This window comes from Schaalia sp., assembly GCF_050312375.1.
Classification (GTDB): Bacteria; Actinomycetota; Actinomycetes; order Actinomycetales; family Actinomycetaceae; genus Pauljensenia; species Pauljensenia hyovaginalis.
On sequence record NZ_JBNOYB010000039.1, the window covers coordinates 1 to 17,834 of the forward strand.

Below are 17,834 nucleotides of genomic sequence, written 5' to 3' on the forward strand. Positions count from 1 at the left end.
CCGTGTGAAGGTGCCGCCCCCGCCGCGCTTTCTCGGACTCAGAAGCCCAAGTCGCGAGCGACCTGCCGCAGGCGGGTCGCCGAAGCCGTCAAGCCGTCGCGCTCATTGAGGGTCAGGGGCGGGTTGAGGACGCGGCCCGCACCCGCACGCCCCACGATCGTCGGAGCGGCCATGCAGACATCGGAGATGCCCTCCCAGTCCTCCAGGAGCGTCGAGATCGTGAGCACCCGATTCTCATCACGCAGCACCGCCCCGGCGATGTTCGCCGCAGCCAGGCCGATCGCGTAGTTCGTCGCGCCCTTGCCGTCGATGATCTTGTACGCCGACTGCACGACGTCCTGAGCGATCGACTTGCGCAGCGCCGCATCGAAATGGCCGCCGTCGAGGGTCGGCCCCCAGTGCTCGAGGGGCACGTTGCCGATCTCGGCGGAGGACCACAGGGCGACCTCGGAGTCCCCGTGCTCACCGGCGATGTAGGCGTGGATGTTCTGAGTGGCCACGCCCGTGTGCTGCGAGACGAGGTAGCGCAGACGGGAGGTGTCGAGCACCGTGCCCGAACCGAAGACCTGGTTGCGCGGAAGCCCAGTGATCTTCAGGGCCGCATAGGTGACGACGTCGACCGGGTTCGTGATGAACATGAACACCGCGTCGGGCGCGACCTCCTGGAGACGGGGGACGATCGTCTTCATGAGGCCCACCGTCGATTCGGCGAGCTCGAGGCGCGACTGCCCGGGCTTCTGCTTCGCCCCGGCCGTCACGATGACGAGATCCGAACCCCGGACGATCTCCACGTCGTCGGATCCTTCCACCGAACCGGAAGGGGTGAACTGAATGCCGTGAGCGATATCGAGGGCCTCGGCCTCGACCTTCGCCTTGTTGATGTCCTGAAGCACGATGGTGCGCGCATCGCCTCGCATCGCGCAGGCGTAGGCGACGGCGGTGCCCACCGCCCCCGCCCCGACGATCGCGATCTTCGAGGGCCGTCCTGCCGACTTCGCCGGATACAGGCTCTTCATTTGGGCGGTCATTCTTTCGCGTCCTTCCTCGGGAAATGCCCCCGTCCTTCGGCGAGCTGGATCCCACCCCCATTGTGCCTGTTCCACCGCCCCGAGAGGAGCGCGTCGGGCGACGAATCGCCGATCACTTCCCGGCGGCCCCGTCGGCCAGTCGCGACAGCGCCCCCATGACGACCTCCCGATCCGTCGTCGGCCACATCTTCGGCATGGAGCGGAGGATGAACGCGCCGTAGGACTTCGTCAGCAGCCTGCGATCGAGCAGGGCCACGACACCGCGATCGCTCCCCGACCTCAAGAGCCTGCCGGCCCCCTGGGCCATGAGGAGGGCCGCCCTCGTGAGCGAGACCGTCTGGAATCCGGAGAACCCGCGCCTTCCGGCGTCGATGGACCGGGCTTTCGCAACCGGGTCCTCACGATGCGGGAAGGGGATGCGATCGATGACCACGAGGCGGCAGGACGGGCCGATCACATCGACCCCCTGCCACAGCGACAAGGTCCCGACCAGGCAGGAGTCCTCCTCCTCGCGGAAACGATCCACGAGGGCGGAAAGGGTTTCATCGCCCTGCATGTAGACCTTCAGGCCCGTGCGCTCTCGCAGGGCCTGAGCCCCCGCCTCCGCCGCCTTCCACGAGGAGAAGAGGCCGAGGACGCCGCCCCCGGAGGCCTCGGCGAGCTCGACGAGGCGATCCCGGGCCTCCTCGCCGAGGCCGGGCGCCCCCGGATCGGGCAGGTCCCGGGCGATGTACATGATCGCCTGCGAGGCGGGGTCGAAGGGGGTCCCGACGTCGATCCCCTTGAACTGCGCGGACGACATCATGAAACCGCATTCCCGGGCCATGGCGTCGAAGGAGCCGCCCAGGGACAGGGTCGCCGAAGTGAGGATCGCCCCCCGCTCGCCGAAGCCGCGCAGGCCCAGGGCGGGCGCCACGTCCAAAGGGCTGATCGAAATGAGATCCGACTCCGCCCCCTGGAGCGCCGACACCGACAGGATCATCGAGTCCGGATCCTTCGACCACGCATCGATGAACGCCCGAGCCTCGTCGACCGCCGCACGGGCGAGCGTCTTATCCGCCGGATCCGCATGGGAGTCGGAAACCGCGCTCGCGGCGCGCCGGAGGGCCTCATCAACCAGGAGCATCACCTCGACCAGGGTGCCGGGCCGCTCCTCGACGAGCCCCTTGGGCAGGGGCGCGATCGCGGCTCCCAATTCTTCGGCGGCCCTCTCCAGGTCCTCGGCCTCGATCTTCGTCCGCGAGCGCAGCGTGCGGGCGATCCGCGCCAGTATGCCCGCAGAGAGCGCGAGGGTCGACTGATCCCTCACCCGGTCGGCCAGCTCATGGGCCTCGTCGATGACGACCGGGCCGAACTGGGGCAGGATGTCGGTCTCGCCCGTGCAGTGGATGCCGAAGAGCGAATGGTTCGTCACGACCAGATCCGCTTCCGCCGCCTCGAGCCGAGCGGCCTGGGCGAAGCAATCATCGATCATGGGGCATGCGCGCCCCAGGCACTCCCGCTTGGAGACGCTCGCCTGTCGCCAGGCACGATCGGTGACCCCGGGGACGAGGTCGTCCCGGTCCCCCGTGTCCGTCGTCTTCGCCCACTCGCGCAGCCGCACGACCTCTTCGCCCAGAGCGCTCGGGCCCTTCGCCTCCGCGGTGTCGAGCGCGTCGAAGAGGGTCCCCTCGCCCGGGTAGCCGCCGTGGACGCGGTTGAGGCACAGGTAATTCGACCACCCTTTGAAGACCGCGATCCTCGGGCGCCAATCCGCCAGGCCCGCCATCGCCTCGATCACCACAGGGGCGTCCTTCGTGATGATCTGACGCTGGAGGGCGAGAGTCGCAGTCGAGACGAGCGCCCGTTCTCCGCTGCGGCGGCAGTGGTCGAGCAGCGGCACCAGGTAGCCGATCGACTTGCCCGTGCCGGTGCCCGCCTGAACGAGGAGGTGAGCCCCTCCCTCGATCGCCGCCGCGATCTCCTCGACCATGATGCGCTGTCCCTCGCGTCGGGCGCCGCCCATGGCCTCGATGACACGGTCGAGCAGTACGGCCGCCTCCCCGGCGGCCTCACTCATCGTCGCCGTCCGGCCCGGCGTGAAGAGGCCAGTCATGGGTCTCGCCGGCGAGCGCTCCGTCCAGGGAGGAGACGACGAAGGGCTCCAGGTCCGCTGCGAGCCGTTGATCGACTCGGGCCCTCACCCGAGTCCCCGCATCGACGTATTCCTCCGAATCGACTTCGCCCTCTTCGTGGATGCGGTGGACCAGGTCCCCGCGCGAATAGGGCAGGACGAGCTCCACCTCGACGCGCGGGCGCGGGAGCGCCGTCTCGATCCTGAAGGCGAGTTCCTCGATCCCCGTTCCGGTCGCTGCGGATACGGCCACCGATTCGGGGAAGTGGGTGCGCAGCAGGGCGAGGCGCTCGGGCTCAGCGAGATCGGCTTTGTTGAGCACGATGATCTCGGGGATCTCGAGCGCCCCCTCGATCTCGGACAAGACGGTGCGAACCGCTGCGACCTGACCGACCGGGTCGGGGTGCGCGGCGTCGACCACGTGGATGAGGAGGTCCGCCTCGCCGGCCTCCTCCAGAGTCGAGCGGAACGCCTCCACGAGCTGAGTCGGCAGGTTGCGGACGAAGCCCACGGTGTCGGTCAGCGTGTAGGCGCGCCCGTCCGAGGTCTTCGCCTTCCTCACCGTCGGGTCGAGGGTCGCGAACAGGGCGTCCTCGACGAGGACCTCGGCGCCCGTGAGGCGGTTGAGCAGGGTCGACTTCCCCGCGTTCGTGTAGCCGACGATCGCCGCGGAGGGGACCCGGCCCCTCCGCCTCGACAGGCGCTGCGTGCGACGCGCGGGCTCCATCCTGCGGATCTCCTCGCGCAGTTTCGCCATGCGCGTGCGGATCCTGCGGCGATCGAGTTCGATCTTGGTCTCGCCCGGGCCCCTCGAGCCGATGCCCGCGCCCGCGGCGACGCGCCCGCCCGCCTGACGCGACATCGACTCGCCCCAGCCCCGCAGGCGCGGCAGAAGGTACTCGAGCTGAGCGAGTTCCACCTGCGCCTTGCCCTCGCGGGACTTCGCGTGCTGGGCGAAGATGTCGAGGATCAGCGCGGTGCGATCGACGACCTTCGCGTCGACCACGTCCTCGAGCCCGCGCCGCTGAGAAGGCGCGAGTTCTTCATCCACGATCACCGTGTCCGCTCCGGCTGCGCGGACGATCTCGGCGAGCTCCTTCGCCTTGCCCGAACCGAGGTAGGTCGCCGGATCGGGGTGGGTCCTCTTCTGGACGAGGGCGTCCAGGACCTCAGACCCGGCGGTTTCAGCGAGGGCGGCGAGCTCGCGCAGGGAGGTGTCGACCTCCTCCTCGCTCTGATCGGTCCTCAGGGCGACCAGGACGACCTTCTCGAGGCGCACCTGGCGGTACTCGACCTCGGAGATCTCCTCCCGGTCCTTGCGGTCGGCCTGGACGCGCCGCGTACCCGCGCGCGCCTCCCTTTCGAGCTCACCCGCATCGCGGGAGTGATCGAGGCCCTGCGTGGATTCCAGTGCCGTACCGCGGCGGGCGAGGATCCGTGCGACGAGACTCTCCGCCGCAGCCTCGTCCCTCAGGCGCTCGGACCCGGTGTCAGGCTCCCCCATTGAGTTCCTCTCAGCCGATTTGATGGTCCCCCCAGTGTGTCACGCCCGCGCCCCGTCCTCCTGCGCACCCACCGTCTGCTGGAAGGAGCGCGACGCCATGACGGGCTCGAGTGCCGCTACCCTTGGGGATGTGCAAGAACAGTACTTCTCCGATCATGCGCCCGCCGCGGACTCCGATCTGCGGACCCTGCGCTTCGAGGCGCGCGGCGCGGAGTTCGTCGCCCGGGTGAGCCCGAAGGTCTTCTCAGCGACGCGCCTCGATCTGGGAACGCGCCAGCTCCTGTCCGAAGCCCCCGACCTGCCCTCCCAGGGCCGTTTCCTCGATCTCGGCTGCGGATGGGGGCCGATCGGACTGGCGATGGCGAAGGAGGCCCCCGGGGCGGAGGTCTGGGCGATCGACGTCAACTCGAGGGCCGTCGACCTCGCGCGGCGCAACGCGAGCATCAACGGCTGCCCGAACCTGCGCGCCCTCGACGCCGAAGAGGCGCTCGAGGAAGCCGAGTCCGAGGATCTGCGCTTCGACGCGATCTGGTCGAATCCGCCGATCCGCATCGGCAAGGAGGCGCTGCACGGACTGCTGCTCGCCTGGCTCCCCCGTCTCAGCGCCGACGGAGCGGCCCACCTGGTGGTCCAGCGCAACCTCGGAGCCGATTCCCTCATCGACTGGCTCAACGGGCAGGGGCTGCGCGCCGTCAAATTCGCCTCGAAGAAGGGCTTCCGGATCATCGAGGTCCGCATCGCCTCCTGAGGCCCGCCCTTCAGGCCCCCTTCCCCCAGTCGACGAGGGCGACGCGCTCCGCCGGACCCGTGAGGATCACCGGAGCCCCGGTCACGCGCGGCCCGTCCTCGCCGAACTCGAGGACGCCTTCGATGTCGACGCGCACCTCTCCCCCGGGGATGCGGACGCGCCACGAGTCCGGCGCACCCGGGCCCCGGCGGATCGCAGTCGCGAGCGCGGCCGCGCAGCAGCCCGTTCCGCACGACAGGGTCTCGCCGACTCCTCGTTCGAGGACCCGCATCGAAATGACGCCCTCGTCTTCGTCATCGCCGAGGTCGACGACCGCTTCGAGGTTCGTGCCGCGGGCCGGAGGCGGATCCAGACTCGGTCGGAGGGCCGAGGGGGCGCGCGCGGCGTCCATCGTCGGGAAGATGAGGGAGGCGAGTTCCTCCTCCGATTCCACGGCGATCACCGTGTGAGGATTCGGCATCTCGATGAAGATCCCCCGACGCGCACCGCCAAGGCCGGGAATCCTCACATCGATCCCCTCGAGGGCCGTCGAACGGGCGGCCCCCATATCGACCCTGTATTCGACGCCGCCCTCCGCCCTCGGCACCACTAGGACCTGACGGACGCCGCCCCTCGTCCCGACCTCGATACGAGCGCCGTCGAACAGGCCCTCCCGCCGGAGATGATCGACGAAGACGCGGATGCCGTTCCCGCACATCTCGGCGAGCGACCCGTCCGCGTTCCGGTAGTCCATGAACCAGCGGCCCTCGCGCCGCACCGCCCTCATGAGGCCGTCGGCGCCGATGCCGAACGCGGTGGAGCAGAGGCGGCGCACGTCCTCGGGCGCGAGGTCGATCTCGTCGTCATCATCGACGTACACGAGGAAGGAATTGCCCGTCCCGTGCGCCTTCGCCATCCGCAGATGCGCGCCAGTCCCCTTGTTCATGCCCTCAGGCTATCGGGCGTCCTCCCCCAGGTGCGCCTCGACCGACTTCTGGACGATCTCACCCGCCCTGCGGACCAGGGCATCGGGGGAATCGGCATCGATCCAGTGGACGCGCGGATCCGGGCGCAGCCACTTCGCCTGCTTGCGGGCGAGCCGCCGGGTGGCCGCTGCGACCTCGTCGATCGCCTCCTGCTCGCTCAGCGCGCCCTCGATCACCCCGATCGCCTCGGCGTATCCCGTTGCGCGGCGGGCGGTCCGTCCTTCCTTCAGCCCCTCGTCGAGCAGCCCCCGGACCTCCTCGACGAGGCCCTGCTCGAACATGGCGCGCGTCCGCCTCCCGATCCGCTCGTCGAGGATCGCCTGCTCGTGGCGGATCGCGATCATCACGCAGGGACGGGTGAAGACCCGTTCGGGCATGGTCGACGAGTACGGCCGCCCCGTCAGCTCGATCACCTCCAGCGCACGGATGATCCGGCGCGCGTTGTGCGGGTCGATGCGCCGGGCGGACTCGGGATCGAGGGCGGCGAGCCTGGCGTGCAGCCCGCGCGCCCCCAAGGGGCCTTCGGCCTCGGCCTCAAGGGCCGCCCGCACGCCAGGATCCGTCCCGGGGAACTCCAGACGGTCCAGGAGCGCTCTTTGATACAGTCCCGAACCGCCGACGACCAGGGCGAGCCCTGAGCGCCCGTGAATCGCCTCCACGTCGGCTCGGGCCGCGATCTGATAGCGGGCCGCCGAAGCCTCTTCGGTCACATCCAGAACGTCGATCTGATGGTGGGCGATGCCGCGCCGTTCGCTCACGGGCGTCTTCGCCGTGCCGATGTCCATGCCCCTGTACAGCTGGAGCGCGTCCGCGGACACGATCTCCGCCGCTGCGGCTCCCATCAGTTCCGGCAAGGACTGCGCCAAGTCCAGCGAGAGGTCCGACTTGCCCGACGCGGTCTGGCCGACGACCGCGACGATGAGATCGCCGGGTCGGTCGAGGGCGCTTGGAATCATCACCCGGGCATTCTACGGTTCCCCTCCGCGCCGGGGCGCCCGCCCGCCTCCAGCCGATACAGTGGTGGCATGAGCTCAACAGATGCGCGGCCGGTGACGGTCGAGCGGATCAGCGCCGCATTGGAATCGATGGGCGTCTTCCCCTTCGTCTCCGACCGCGGCCAGGTGGCGGCGCTCCTGCCGTCGCGCACGATCCGCATCATCGTCCCCGAGGGCCGTCCCGTTCAGGGCGTCAGCGACTATCCGCGTCGTTTCCACGCCTCGTACACCGACGCCCTCAACGAAACGGTGCGGACCCTCAACGCAGCGACCTACCTGCCGAAGGCGACGACCCTCGCGAATGAGGACTCCACGGTCTCCGTCCGCTTCCTCCACTGCTTCAACTGGGCCGTCGGGGCCACCGATGCGCAGCTCCGCGGAGAGCTCTCCCAGTTCGTCATGTCGGCGATCGCGATGCAGAACCGACTCGACGCGCAGTACCCCGACCAGTGGGCCGAGGAGGCTCCCCATGCCTGAATGGAAGTCATGGACCTTCGAGTCCGACGAGGACGCGGTCTTCGCGGTCCCCTCCCCCGCATCGTCCGCGCCGAGCGGGCACGAGCCGGCGCCCTCCGTTCGGATGGCTCCTGATGCGGCCGCTGAGAAGTGGGGTACCGAGGTCGCTCCCGTCACCGTCGAGCGCATCGAGGCGGTGATGGCCGGGGACGGGCTCCCCCATGCTTCGGGAGAATTCATCGTCCTCACCGAGATCGAGGGGCTGCGGATCCAGGCGCACCGCGAACCGGCCGATGCGCCCTGGCTCCAGGTCGAGTGCCGCCTCGACCTGCCCGAGACGGCCCGGGAGTTGCCGAGCGAGAGGCTCAACGCCATCGCGAACGCCTGGAATCTGGACCACCTCCAGCCCACCGTCTTCCCCGTGGAGGCCGAATCAGGATCCGCCCTCGTCCTCGCGACGCGGTTCTTCGTGGCTGAGGGGCTCTCTGATCGCCAGATCCACGCCATGATCCGTCGGGGGATCTCCGTCGCCCTCCAGGCGAAGACGGAGTTGCCCGCGCTGTTCGAAGGCGAATGACCCGGGTTCGGACGCCGAACGGCCCCCGCGAATGCTCGCGGGGGCCGTTTCATCGGGCCGGGGCCGCTGTCACCCCGGCGGAGCGGCCTCACGCCGTTGTGAGAACCGCCGCAGTTAAAGGTAAGCCAGGCTCTCGACCGCGTCGGGCGCTTCCGAGCGATCGTCACCGAATCGAAACATTCACCGTGCGGCGGGCATGCTCGTTCAGCGCCGCCCGATCCTCAGCGTCGGCATTCCCAAGGAGACCCGTTCATCCGCCTCGGATGCTTGACGCGCCTCCCAGGCGTCGCCCGCCCGCGTCCTGCGGACCCGCCAGAGCCCGCCTTGCAGACCGGAGTCTGCGATGAGGTGGTGCGGTGCGCCGTGAGTGACGACCGCGTTCACGACGTCACCGGGACGCGGCAGATCGGAATCCGGCAGACCCGCGGGAATGCCGACGTGCACGAGGCGGTTGTCCCGGGCGCGCCCGGAGATGCGGCGGGTCGCCCCGTCCTTGCGCCCCTCCCCCTGCGCGATGAGCACTTCGACCTCGTGGCCTGCGAGGGCCGCATTGTCCTCCTCGCAGATCCTCTCCTGGAGCGCGATGAGGCGCTGATAGCGTTCGAGCGCGACCTGCGGGTCCACCTGATCGTCGCGATCAGCAGCCGGGGTTCCGGGCCGCGGCGAGTACAGGAAGGTGAATGCCGAGGCGAAACGCGCCTCTTCGACGACCTCGAGGGTCTTGAGGAAGTCCTCCTCGGTCTCACCGGGGAAGCCGACGATGATGTCAGTCGTGATCGCCGCTTCCGGGATCGAGGCGCGCACCCGGTCGAGGATGCCCATGAAGCGGTCGCGCCGGTACGAACGCCGCATCTGTCGGAGCACGGCGTCCGAGCCGGACTGCAGGGGCATGTGCAGGCTCGGCATCACCGTTTCGGTCTCGGCCATCGCGGCGATGACGTCGTCGGTGAATGCGGCCGGATGGGGGCTGGTGAAACGCACCCTCTCCAGTCCCTCGACGCCGCCCACCGCGCGCAGGAGGCCCGCGAAGGCGCCCCGTTCACCGAAGCCCACGCCGTAGGAGTTCACGTTCTGGCCGAGGAGGCTCACCTCGATGGCTCCTTGGGCGACGACCGCCTCGACCTCGGCGAGGATCTCCCCGGGGCGGCGATCGCGTTCACGACCGCGAAGATGCGGAACGATGCAGAAGGTGCAGGTGTTGTTGCAGCCGACCGAGATCGACACCCAGGCCGCGTAGGCGCTTTCGCGGTGCGTGGGCAGAGTCGAGGGGAAGACCTTGAGGGACTCCTCGATCTCGACCGCCGCCTCGCGATTGTGTTGAGCGCGTTTGAGCAGGGCGGGCAGGACGTCGATGTTGTGCGTTCCGAAGACCGCATCGACCCAGGGGGCCTTCTCGATGATGCCCTCGCGCATCTGCTGGGCGAGGCATCCGCCGACGGCGATCTGCATTCCCGGACGCTCGCGTTTGACGGCGGCGAGCTGGCCGAGGTTCCCGAAGAGGCGCGTCGCGGCGTTCTCACGGACCGAGCAGGTGTTGATCACCACGACGTCGGCACCCTGATCGCCCGCGTCCGTGGCCCGTCCGGCCAGTTCGGGTACTCGCGACACCGGTACGAGGCCGGCCTGTTCGAGCAGGCCCGCCATTCGTTCGGAATCGTGCTCGTTCATCTGGCATCCGAGGGTGCGGATGGCGTAGGTGCGCGGCATCCGGGGGGCGCGCAGGTCGTGGATCTCTTCGGCGTTCATCGCGAGCAGTCTAGTCGGCCTTCGCGCCATCTCCCGATCTGAGCGCTTCAGCGAGGAGCTCGAGGGCGCGATCCGCGGTCCGTGCGCGGATCTGCGCCCGGGTTCCCGAGAGGGCCAAGAGCCGATGAGTGCTCATCGTCGGTGTCGCGATCGCGATGTACACGGTCCCGGCAGGGTGCCCGTCCTGCGGACCGGGACCCGCGACTCCCGTCGTGGCCAGTCCGAAATCGGCTCCCATGAGAGCGCGGACGCCCTCGGCCATCGCGATCGCGACGCGCGGGTCCACGGGACCCGCGCTGTCCAGGACCTCCGGATCGACACCGAGGATCGCCGCCTTGAGGGGCGTCGCGTAAGTCGTCACACCGCCCAGGAAGACCCTCGAGGCCCCGGGGACATCGACGATCCTCGCGGACAGCGCTCCTCCCGTGAGGGACTCGGCCGTTGCGAGCAGCGCGCCCCCGGCCGCCAGTTCCCCCACTAATGCTCGAAGCTCCTCGTCGTTCATCCATTCAGCCTAGATCGTCGAACGCTCACACCCGCATTCCGCGGAGCCGTGATGAGAGCTCCCCGCCCGAGTCCTGGCGGATCGACCGACTCGGGCGGGGAACGCTTCAGACGGATGCAAACGGGGAGATCTGAGGGGCGAAGCGCTGTCAGCCCTCCGCTTTCGTCCGGCGAGCCTCGTTGTAGAAGCACCCGATCCCCGTGATCGCAAGGAGCGGCGCAATGATGAAGTTCGCCCATTGCAAGAACATGTAGGGCACGTATTCGGAATAGGCGACTCCCAGAGTGCCGATCATGTACACGCCGGTCGTCGTCCAGGGAAGCATCGGTTCGATGAAGGTTCCATAGTCCTCGATGGACCGTGACAGGACCTTGCGGGGGATGCCCGCTTCCTCGTACTTCGGGCCGAATGCCGTACCGACGATGAAGCTCGTGGCGTACTGGTTCGACGAGAAGCCGTTGATGAAGGCGGAGCTGATGAGGGAGGCGAGGATGATGCCCGGCCGCGACTTCACCCGTCCGAATGCCTTATCGACCACGGTGCCCATGGCCTTGATGAGATCGAGCGAGCCGATGTACATGAAGACGCACAGAGTGATGAGGACGGCACTCGCCATCGAGTACAGACCGCCCCGCTGGATGATCGCGATCGCCTGCTCTCCGACCTCAGCGCCGGTCATTTCGATCGTCACTCCGTTGATCAGCGACTGGATGACGTTCTCGAAGCTGAACCCCTGAGCGACAAGTGCGACGAGGGCGCCCGAGGCGGCTGAATACAGGAGCGTTGGCAACGGCGGCAGGCGAAGCGCTGCGCCGACGAGCATCACGAGCAGCGGCACCCACACGAGGATGTTGAAACTGAACGCCGTCGCGAGGTCCTCCGCAACCGGTTGAGTGAAGGACGAAACGTCCACGCCCGCGCTCCGAGCAGGTTGAGCGAAACCGAATGCCGTCGTCAGGATGAGCGCGATGATGTATGCGGGCCCCGTGGTGTTGAGCATCGAACGCACGTGGGCGTAGAGAGGGACCCCCGCACCCATCGAAGCCATATTGGTCGTATCGGACAGGGGCGACATCTTGTCTCCGAAGTAGCCGCCCGAGATGATGGCCGCTGCAAGGAGACCGAGATTCGCTTCAGTCGCGACGCCTATGTTGATGAGGACGACGCCAATCGTTCCCACCGATCCCCACGATGTGCCGGTCAAGACGGAGAACAGGGATGTGAGGAGCAGGGCGACGACGTAGATCCACGAGGGATCGATCATGAGCATCCCGTAGTGGACGAGCATCGGGATCGTGCCGGATGCCGTCCAAGCTCCGATGAGCACGCCGATGGCCATGAGCATCCAGATGGCGGGGAGCGCCGTTCGAGTCCGGTCCGCCATCGCCTGCGTGACGTCTTCGAAGGAGAACCCCAGGTAGAAGAGCAGCAGCCATGTGCAGATCGCGGAGAGGAGGAAGGTGAACTCCAGGGGCCACGAAGGAAGGTCGAAGATGCGCGGGCCCAGAATCATGCCCCAGATGATGAATATCACCAGGAGGGCGACGGGGACGAGAGCGTGCCAGAAGCGCAGTGGTCTCGTCGCTCGCGCTTTCTTCAGCGGATCCGGCGATAGCTGATCTTCGGTGCGGGATTTCATGGCAGTGTCCTTCCTTCCATCGTGCACGCCATTGCGCACGGGAGTTGTCTGTTGCGCTGGGGATGAATGCACCCTTCTTCGATCTCGATCGGCTCCCCGCTCGCAAGATCTTCAACGCGGGTGATGCCCTGCGGCAGTTCGAGCGCTTCCGGGCCATCGCTCGTGAGCAGGATGTAAAGCAAGCCATCGCGTTCCACTGCGTAAGCGCCTTCGGGCAGATCAAGATCGACCGGCATGGTGTCGTAGATCGCATCGCCGTTGGCCTTGAGCCATGATCCGATGTCCAGGAGGCGGCGCCGTTGAATCTCCGGGATCGTCCCGTCGGCCTTGGGACCGATGTTCAGCAACAGGTTTCCGCCGCGGCCGACGGTGCTGACGAGCAAATCGAGGAGTTCAGCAGCCGTTGAATAATCCTCCTCCGCTTCCGCCTGGTTGTAGCCGTAGGACTTACCGATGCCTCGGCTCTCCTCCCAAGGCTGGTGCGAGCCGTAACCTTCGATGTCGCAGTACTCGGTGGAGAAGTAATCACCGTGGTTCCCCGGCATGCCGACGTGCATGCGGTCATTGACGACGACTTCATTCCGATTCGGCGATTCCTCGTACAGCCATGTCAGAAGCTCCCGGGTGCGCGTGTACTCCTCATCGAGGTCCCATTCACCACCGTCCGTGTAAATCACCGATGGCGCATAGCGCTCGTTGAGCTCCTTCCACTGGGCGTGAAGGACCTCATCCGGATACGCGTCCGGATCGATCCCGAACTTTCTGGCATCGGCTTCGGGAATGAAGTACCCGCCATCGCAGCGGTGACTCCTGTGGGTCTCCCATTCGGGCATCGAGTAATAGAGCCCCATTCTCATTCCCTCAGCGCGGACGGCGCCGGCGAGTTCTCCGAGAATGTCCCGCCTGGGACCGACGTCCCCGGCATTCCAGTTCGTCTTGTGCGGATTGCTCGTCGGCCACATGCAGTAGCCGTCATGGTGCTTCGAGGTCAGAACGACGTAGCGGGCGCCGGCGTCCCTGAAGAGCGCCGCCCAATCATGGGGATCGAAGCGCTCAGCGGTGAGGAGAGGTGCGAAGTCGCGGTATGAGAAGTCCTCTCCCCACGTGCGCGCATGATAGTCACCATCGGCGTTCCGATAATTCCCGTACACCGAGGCGTAGTACCACTCCGCATAGCCGCCGAAGAGCTCGTCGGACGGCGTCCGCCAAGCGGGGACCGAGAAAGGGCCCCAATGGATGAAGATTCCGAACTTCGCCGCGGGATACCACGGTGGGATCGGGCGAGCATCGAGTTGGTCCCAGGTCTGTGCCTCGATCATGCGGCGCTCCTCAACGTGCGTCTAACCTTGATTCGTTAGATTACCCACCTCTGTCCGACAAAAGCTAGATATTTCACACGACAAACACGGAATTATCGGACCCTTGTCCGACAATTCAAGCGAAAGGACTGTTTTGAGCGCCGTCGACGATGCACGATCCGCACTCTGCACGATGCTCGCGACGGGCGAGCTCGCACCGGGTCAACGCCTTCCGGGTGAAATCGAGCTCTCCGATCGTTTCGGCCTGTCTCGAAGCTCCCTGCGCGAAGCTCAAAAGATGCTCGTCGCCGTCGGCGTCCTTGAGTCCCAACCCGGCGGACGCCTCACCGTTTCGGACTTGTCCGCACCCAAGCTCATGACCGGCCTGTCAATGGTCGTTCCGCTCTTGCCCCTCGAGCGGCTTCTCGAACTCTTCCCCCTCAGGCAGGTCCTGGAATCCCATGTCACGGCACAGGCGACGGTGCGCATGAGCGACGAGGAGCTTCGTCAGCTGAGCTCGCTCGCCGAAGAAGTCGCCGCTCTCAGCGTCAACGATCCTTCCTTCGAGGAACGGGATCAGGAGTTCCATTTGCGGATCATCGAAGCCGCAGGGGATCCCATGATTGCGGCGCTGCTCGGAGCCATCCACCACCGGGGAGCCGATTACCACCTTCTCCTTCACGGCGAGTTCAAGCAGCTGAGCGACGCGGCGCATCGCCGTATCGCCAAAGCGATGTCCGAGCGCGATCCCGTCCTCGCTTCAGCACTGATGACCGCTCATATCCAGGACTCGCTCGAGTGGCTCACCCACCTGCATCCCTTGCCCGATCCCACGCGCGGAGCGCGACCGCACTGAGCATCCGCGAAAAGACGATCAGTCGATCATCGACCTTTCAAGGGCCTCCCGCATTTCCAGCGCCTCCGCGACGACTTCGCGACTGAGCCCGGGCGAGTAGCCCTTACGGGCCAGCATCCCGGCGAGGCGCCGATAGGCGGCCTCCCTCGGGACGCCGGGCATCGTCCGCAGCTTCTTGGCGACGAGCTCGGCGGCCCGCTCGCGGAGCTCCTCCTGGTCGATGGACGACATCGCACTCGCGATCGCGTCCTCGTCGAGGCCCTTGCGCCGCATCTCCTCGGCGAGGGCGCGCCCGGACTTGCCCGACCCGCGGAAGCGATCCGAGACGATCGCGCGGGCGAAGGCCTCGTCATCGATCAGCCCCACGCGCTCCAGGCGGTCGAGGACCTCGTCGGCGATCTCGGGGGCGAATCCCCTGCCTTCGATCGCCCGTCGCAGCTCCCCCTTCGACCGGGAGCGCGAATCGAGCTGCCGGAGGGCGACCTCGCGCGCCGCCTCGATCGCCTTCGCGCCCGACAGGGCCGCGTTGCGTTCGCGGATCCTCGCCAGCCGCTCGGCGGGATCCTTCCGATTCCGCTCGGCCTCACCGAGCTCGGGATGATCCTCCGGATCGAGGTAGCGCACCATGAGCGATCAGAATCCCGCGTCCTCAAGCGGATCGATAGCGGGAACGGGATCGCCGGCGGGCTCCTCCGGCGACTCCAGGACCCCCAGGGCGACGAGGATCTTGTTCTCGATCTCATCGGCGAGCTCGGGATTGTCGCTGAGGAACTGCCGGACGTTCTCCTTGCCCTGTCCGAGTTGATCATCACCGTAGGTGAACCACGATCCGGACTTGCGGATGATCCCGGCCTCGACGCCCATGTCGATGATCGACCCCTCGCGCGAGATGCCCTTGCCGTAGACGATGTCGAACTCCGCCTGCTTGAAGGGCGGCGCCATCTTGTTCTTGACGATCTTCGCCCGCGTCCTGTTGCCGACCGGCGCGCCCGATTCCTTCAGGGTTTCGATCCGTCGCACATCGATGCGGACCGAGGCGTAGAACTTCAGGGCCTTGCCGCCGGTCGTCGTTTCGGGCGAGCCGAAGAAGACGCCGATCTTCTCGCGCAGCTGATTGATGAAGATCGCCGTCGTTCCCGTGGCCGAGAGCGCACCGGTGATCTTGCGGAGCGCCTGGCTCATGAGGCGCGCCTGGAGACCGACGTGGGAGTCGCCCATCTCGCCCTCGATCTCGGCCTTGGGGACGAGCGCCGCGACGGAGTCGATGACGATGATGTCGATGCCGCCCGAGCGGATGAGCATGTCGGCGATCTCGAGCGCCTGCTCGCCGGTGTCGGGCTGGGAGACGAGGAGGTTGTCGATGTCGACGCCGAGGGCCTTGGCGTAGACGGGATCGAGGGCGTGCTCGGCATCGATGAAGGCGGCGTTCCCGCCGGCCTTCTGGGCGCTGGCAACGGCGTGGAGCGCCACGGTCGTCTTGCCGGAGGATTCGGGACCGTAGATCTCGATCACGCGGCCCCGGGGCAGACCGCCGATGCCGAGAGCGACGTCGAGAGCCAGCGAACCGGTGGGGATGACCTGGACGCGGGGACGGGAATCGTCGCCGAGACGCATCACCGAGCCCTTGCCGAATTGCTTGTCGATCTGGGAGAGCGCGAGCTCGAGCGCCTTGTTCCGGTCATCGCCCTTCGACGCGGGCGAGCTCTTGCGGGGTGCGGCAGCCATGGTGTCCTCTCAACGGTTCGAGCCTCTCCGGCTCACGGATCGTCTGGTCGGTGCGGCCTCCCCTCTCCGGGGAGACGCGACGACTGTATGCCTGACCATGGGCATCTGCGAGAGCCCCCTATCCGGACTGTGGATGGAGGATCCCGGAGTCGTCGCGCACGAGTCTACATGGAACAGGTGTTCGAGGCTCGTCGGGGCCCCGGCGTGGCGCCGGGCGCTTCCATTCCGCGGATCGATCCCGCGAGGCGGACGAGGCGACGCCCCGGCACCGCAGGAGCGGGGCCCGACGAGAGGAGGAGGGTCAGAGGAGGCTCCGCCGCGCCTTCTCATCAAGGCGATGAATCCACTTCGCGGCCTCGCCCGCGCCCGTCTCCTCGACGAGCGCGTGCCAGACCTCCAGAGGCGGCACGCCCCTTTCAAGGGCCTCGACGCAGGTGCCCGCCACGCCGGGAAGATACATGTCCGCCGCGTAGGAGCGGCCCAGACGCGGGCCGAAGACCGCGTCGACCGCGTCCCAGAATTCCGAAGACTTCACCCGGGGCGCGATCAGGAGATCAGGGTCACGGGGACCATGTCGTCGGGAACGGTGTCGGGCACGACCGTCCCCTCGAGGATCGCCATGCGATCGGACACCTCGCGCAGGACGAACCAGAGCGGAACGCCGAGGGCGGTCGCGATCGCCTCGAGGAGCTCGGACGACGCCTCCTTCTGACCCCGCTCGACCTCGGAGAGATAACCGAGGGAGACTTGAGCCTCCAGGGAGACCTCCCGCAAGGTTCGCCCCTGGGCGCGACGGATGCCGCGCAGGACGTCGCCGAGTTCTGTGCGGAGAAGCGGCGCGGCGGCGGGAGTAGCGTTCATGGCCTCAACTCTAACCGCACATCCGGAGCATGCGCACACGGGGAGGACATATGAGACCGAGTGACTTCGAGCGCAGCGGTCGACACCTTCTGCGAAATCGGTGAGATGAAGCCGTTCCAGACATCTTTTTATTGAAATCTCAAACGCCTGTGAATTGCGTCCCCCCGGCTCAACTCTGGGATTCGGCGCCCTTCTGGAGGCGACGCCCCTCCGCGATGTACACCCATCCGGACCACAGCGTGACGACGAGCGCGAGAACCGCAGCCGCGCACCCGAGGGCGAAACCGATCTTCGCGACGATTCCGAGCCCGAACTCCCAGGCCCCGATGAGATCCCAGGGGATGAGGAGGAGCCAGATCGCGAGGATCTGGAGGACGGTCTTGAGCTTGCCGCCCTTATTCGCCGCGACGACGATCCCCTTCTTGAGCAGATCGGCCCGCCACCAGGTGATCCCCAGCTCACGGATCGCGACCGGGACGGTGACGAGCCACAGCCAGGGATGGGCGATCGAGAGCATGACGAAGGCGCCGAGGGTCAGCGCCTTATCGGCGATCGGGTCGACGATCTTCCCGAAGTCGGTGACGAGCCCCCTCGCCCGCGCGATCTTCCCGTCGAGACGATCCGTGTAGGCCGCGACCATGAACACCACGAGCGCACCCCAGCGGGCCGAAGGGGCGCCGCTCACGAGAAGGAGGATGAACACCGGCACCAGGACGAGTCTCAAGACCGTCAGCGCATTCGGAAGATTCAGCGGGGAAACCCCGCGCTCCCTATCGACACGCGAGACGTTGTCGTCCATGCCTTTGTCCTTCCCTTCG

Annotated in this window: 18 protein-coding genes; 4 read left to right on the plus strand and 14 right to left on the minus strand. The window is 67.2% G+C overall.

Annotation, left to right across the window (positions count from 1 at the left end):
- Positions 1-38: 38 nt before the first annotated feature.
- From ACQY7V_RS02725 to hflX, 3 genes are all read right to left on the minus strand, one after another.
- Positions 39-1,028, minus strand: coding sequence for an L-lactate dehydrogenase (locus ACQY7V_RS02725; RefSeq protein ID WP_154478687.1), 990 nt, complete (start codon positions 1,026-1,028; stop codon positions 39-41).
- Positions 1,029-1,140: 112 nt separating this feature from the next.
- Positions 1,141-3,087: an ATP-dependent DNA helicase gene (locus tag ACQY7V_RS02730; protein WP_320836540.1), complete on the minus strand. Its 1,947-nt coding sequence runs from the start codon at positions 3,085-3,087 to the stop codon at positions 1,141-1,143.
- Positions 3,080-4,645 carry a GTPase HflX gene (hflX, locus tag ACQY7V_RS02735; protein WP_428638784.1) on the minus strand — a complete coding sequence of 522 codons (1,566 nt, stop codon included), beginning with the start codon at positions 4,643-4,645 and terminating at the stop codon, positions 3,080-3,082. Before hflX ends, ACQY7V_RS02730 begins: the two co-directional genes overlap by 8 nt.
- Before the next feature lie 130 nt (positions 4,646-4,775).
- Between hflX and ACQY7V_RS02740 the strand changes: the two genes are divergently transcribed.
- Positions 4,776-5,393 (plus strand): class I SAM-dependent methyltransferase, encoded by a 618-nt coding sequence (locus tag ACQY7V_RS02740; RefSeq protein WP_428638786.1) that lies wholly within the window; start codon positions 4,776-4,778, stop codon positions 5,391-5,393.
- 10 nt (positions 5,394-5,403) lie between these two features.
- On the opposite strand, the gene dapF is transcribed toward ACQY7V_RS02740, so the two are convergent.
- Positions 5,404-6,318 (minus strand): diaminopimelate epimerase, encoded by a 915-nt coding sequence (dapF, locus tag ACQY7V_RS02745; RefSeq protein ID WP_428638788.1) that lies wholly within the window; start codon positions 6,316-6,318, stop codon positions 5,404-5,406.
- Positions 6,319-6,327: 9 nt separating this feature from the next.
- Positions 6,328-7,314 (minus strand): tRNA (adenosine(37)-N6)-dimethylallyltransferase MiaA, encoded by a 987-nt coding sequence (gene miaA, locus ACQY7V_RS02750; RefSeq protein WP_428638811.1) that lies wholly within the window; start codon positions 7,312-7,314, stop codon positions 6,328-6,330.
- 69 nt (positions 7,315-7,383) lie between these two features.
- On the opposite strand from miaA, the gene ACQY7V_RS02755 reads away from it, so the two are divergent.
- Entirely contained in the window at positions 7,384-7,830 is a 447-nt protein-coding gene (locus ACQY7V_RS02755) for a YbjN domain-containing protein (RefSeq protein WP_184452347.1), read from the plus strand.
- The gene (locus tag ACQY7V_RS02760; protein WP_428638790.1) at positions 7,823-8,386 is read left to right on the plus strand and encodes a YbjN domain-containing protein; all 564 of its coding nucleotides are present in this window, start codon (positions 7,823-7,825) and stop codon (positions 8,384-8,386) included. The genes ACQY7V_RS02755 and ACQY7V_RS02760 overlap by 8 nt, the downstream gene beginning before the upstream one ends.
- Positions 8,387-8,590: 204 nt before the next feature.
- On the opposite strand, the gene miaB is transcribed toward ACQY7V_RS02760, so the two are convergent.
- The 4 genes from miaB to ACQY7V_RS02780 form a co-directional block, all read right to left on the minus strand.
- Positions 8,591-10,132 (minus strand): tRNA (N6-isopentenyl adenosine(37)-C2)-methylthiotransferase MiaB, encoded by a 1,542-nt coding sequence (miaB, locus tag ACQY7V_RS02765; RefSeq protein ID WP_428638792.1) that lies wholly within the window; start codon positions 10,130-10,132, stop codon positions 8,591-8,593.
- Between the two features lie 10 nt (positions 10,133-10,142).
- Complete coding sequence (locus ACQY7V_RS02770; protein ID WP_428638794.1) at positions 10,143-10,637, minus strand: CinA family protein; 495 nt, start codon at positions 10,635-10,637, stop codon at positions 10,143-10,145.
- 148 nt (positions 10,638-10,785) lie between these two features.
- Positions 10,786-12,276: a Na+/H+ antiporter NhaC family protein gene (locus ACQY7V_RS02775; RefSeq protein ID WP_428638796.1), complete on the minus strand. Its 1,491-nt coding sequence runs from the start codon at positions 12,274-12,276 to the stop codon at positions 10,786-10,788.
- Complete coding sequence (locus ACQY7V_RS02780) at positions 12,273-13,595, minus strand: alpha-L-fucosidase (protein WP_428638798.1); 1,323 nt, start codon at positions 13,593-13,595, stop codon at positions 12,273-12,275. The genes ACQY7V_RS02775 and ACQY7V_RS02780 overlap by 4 nt, the downstream gene beginning before the upstream one ends.
- A 133-nt stretch (positions 13,596-13,728) precedes the next feature.
- Here ACQY7V_RS02780 and ACQY7V_RS02785 point away from each other — a divergent pair, with 133 nt between their 5' ends.
- On the plus strand, positions 13,729-14,430 hold the full coding sequence (locus tag ACQY7V_RS02785; protein WP_277298488.1) for a FadR/GntR family transcriptional regulator: 702 nt from the start codon (positions 13,729-13,731) through the stop codon (positions 14,428-14,430).
- Positions 14,431-14,448: 18 nt separating this feature from the next.
- Here the strand turns inward: ACQY7V_RS02785 and ACQY7V_RS02790 are convergent, their stop codons facing one another.
- From ACQY7V_RS02790 to pgsA, 5 genes are all read right to left on the minus strand, one after another.
- Positions 14,449-15,057: a regulatory protein RecX gene (locus ACQY7V_RS02790; RefSeq protein WP_428638800.1), complete on the minus strand. Its 609-nt coding sequence runs from the start codon at positions 15,055-15,057 to the stop codon at positions 14,449-14,451.
- Between the two features lie 6 nt (positions 15,058-15,063).
- A complete protein-coding gene (recA, locus tag ACQY7V_RS02795; protein ID WP_235361392.1) occupies positions 15,064-16,155 on the minus strand; it encodes a recombinase RecA in 1,092 nt (363 codons plus the stop codon).
- 301 nt (positions 16,156-16,456) lie between these two features.
- On the minus strand, positions 16,457-16,690 hold the full coding sequence (locus ACQY7V_RS02800; protein WP_184452339.1) for a DUF3046 domain-containing protein: 234 nt from the start codon (positions 16,688-16,690) through the stop codon (positions 16,457-16,459).
- Between the two features lie 11 nt (positions 16,691-16,701).
- A complete protein-coding gene (locus ACQY7V_RS02805; RefSeq protein ID WP_184452338.1) occupies positions 16,702-17,016 on the minus strand; it encodes a helix-turn-helix domain-containing protein in 315 nt (104 codons plus the stop codon).
- A 169-nt stretch (positions 17,017-17,185) separates the two neighbouring features.
- Positions 17,186-17,815 (minus strand): CDP-diacylglycerol--glycerol-3-phosphate 3-phosphatidyltransferase, encoded by a 630-nt coding sequence (gene pgsA / locus ACQY7V_RS02810; RefSeq protein ID WP_154478712.1) that lies wholly within the window; start codon positions 17,813-17,815, stop codon positions 17,186-17,188.
- Positions 17,816-17,834 lie beyond the last annotated feature (19 nt).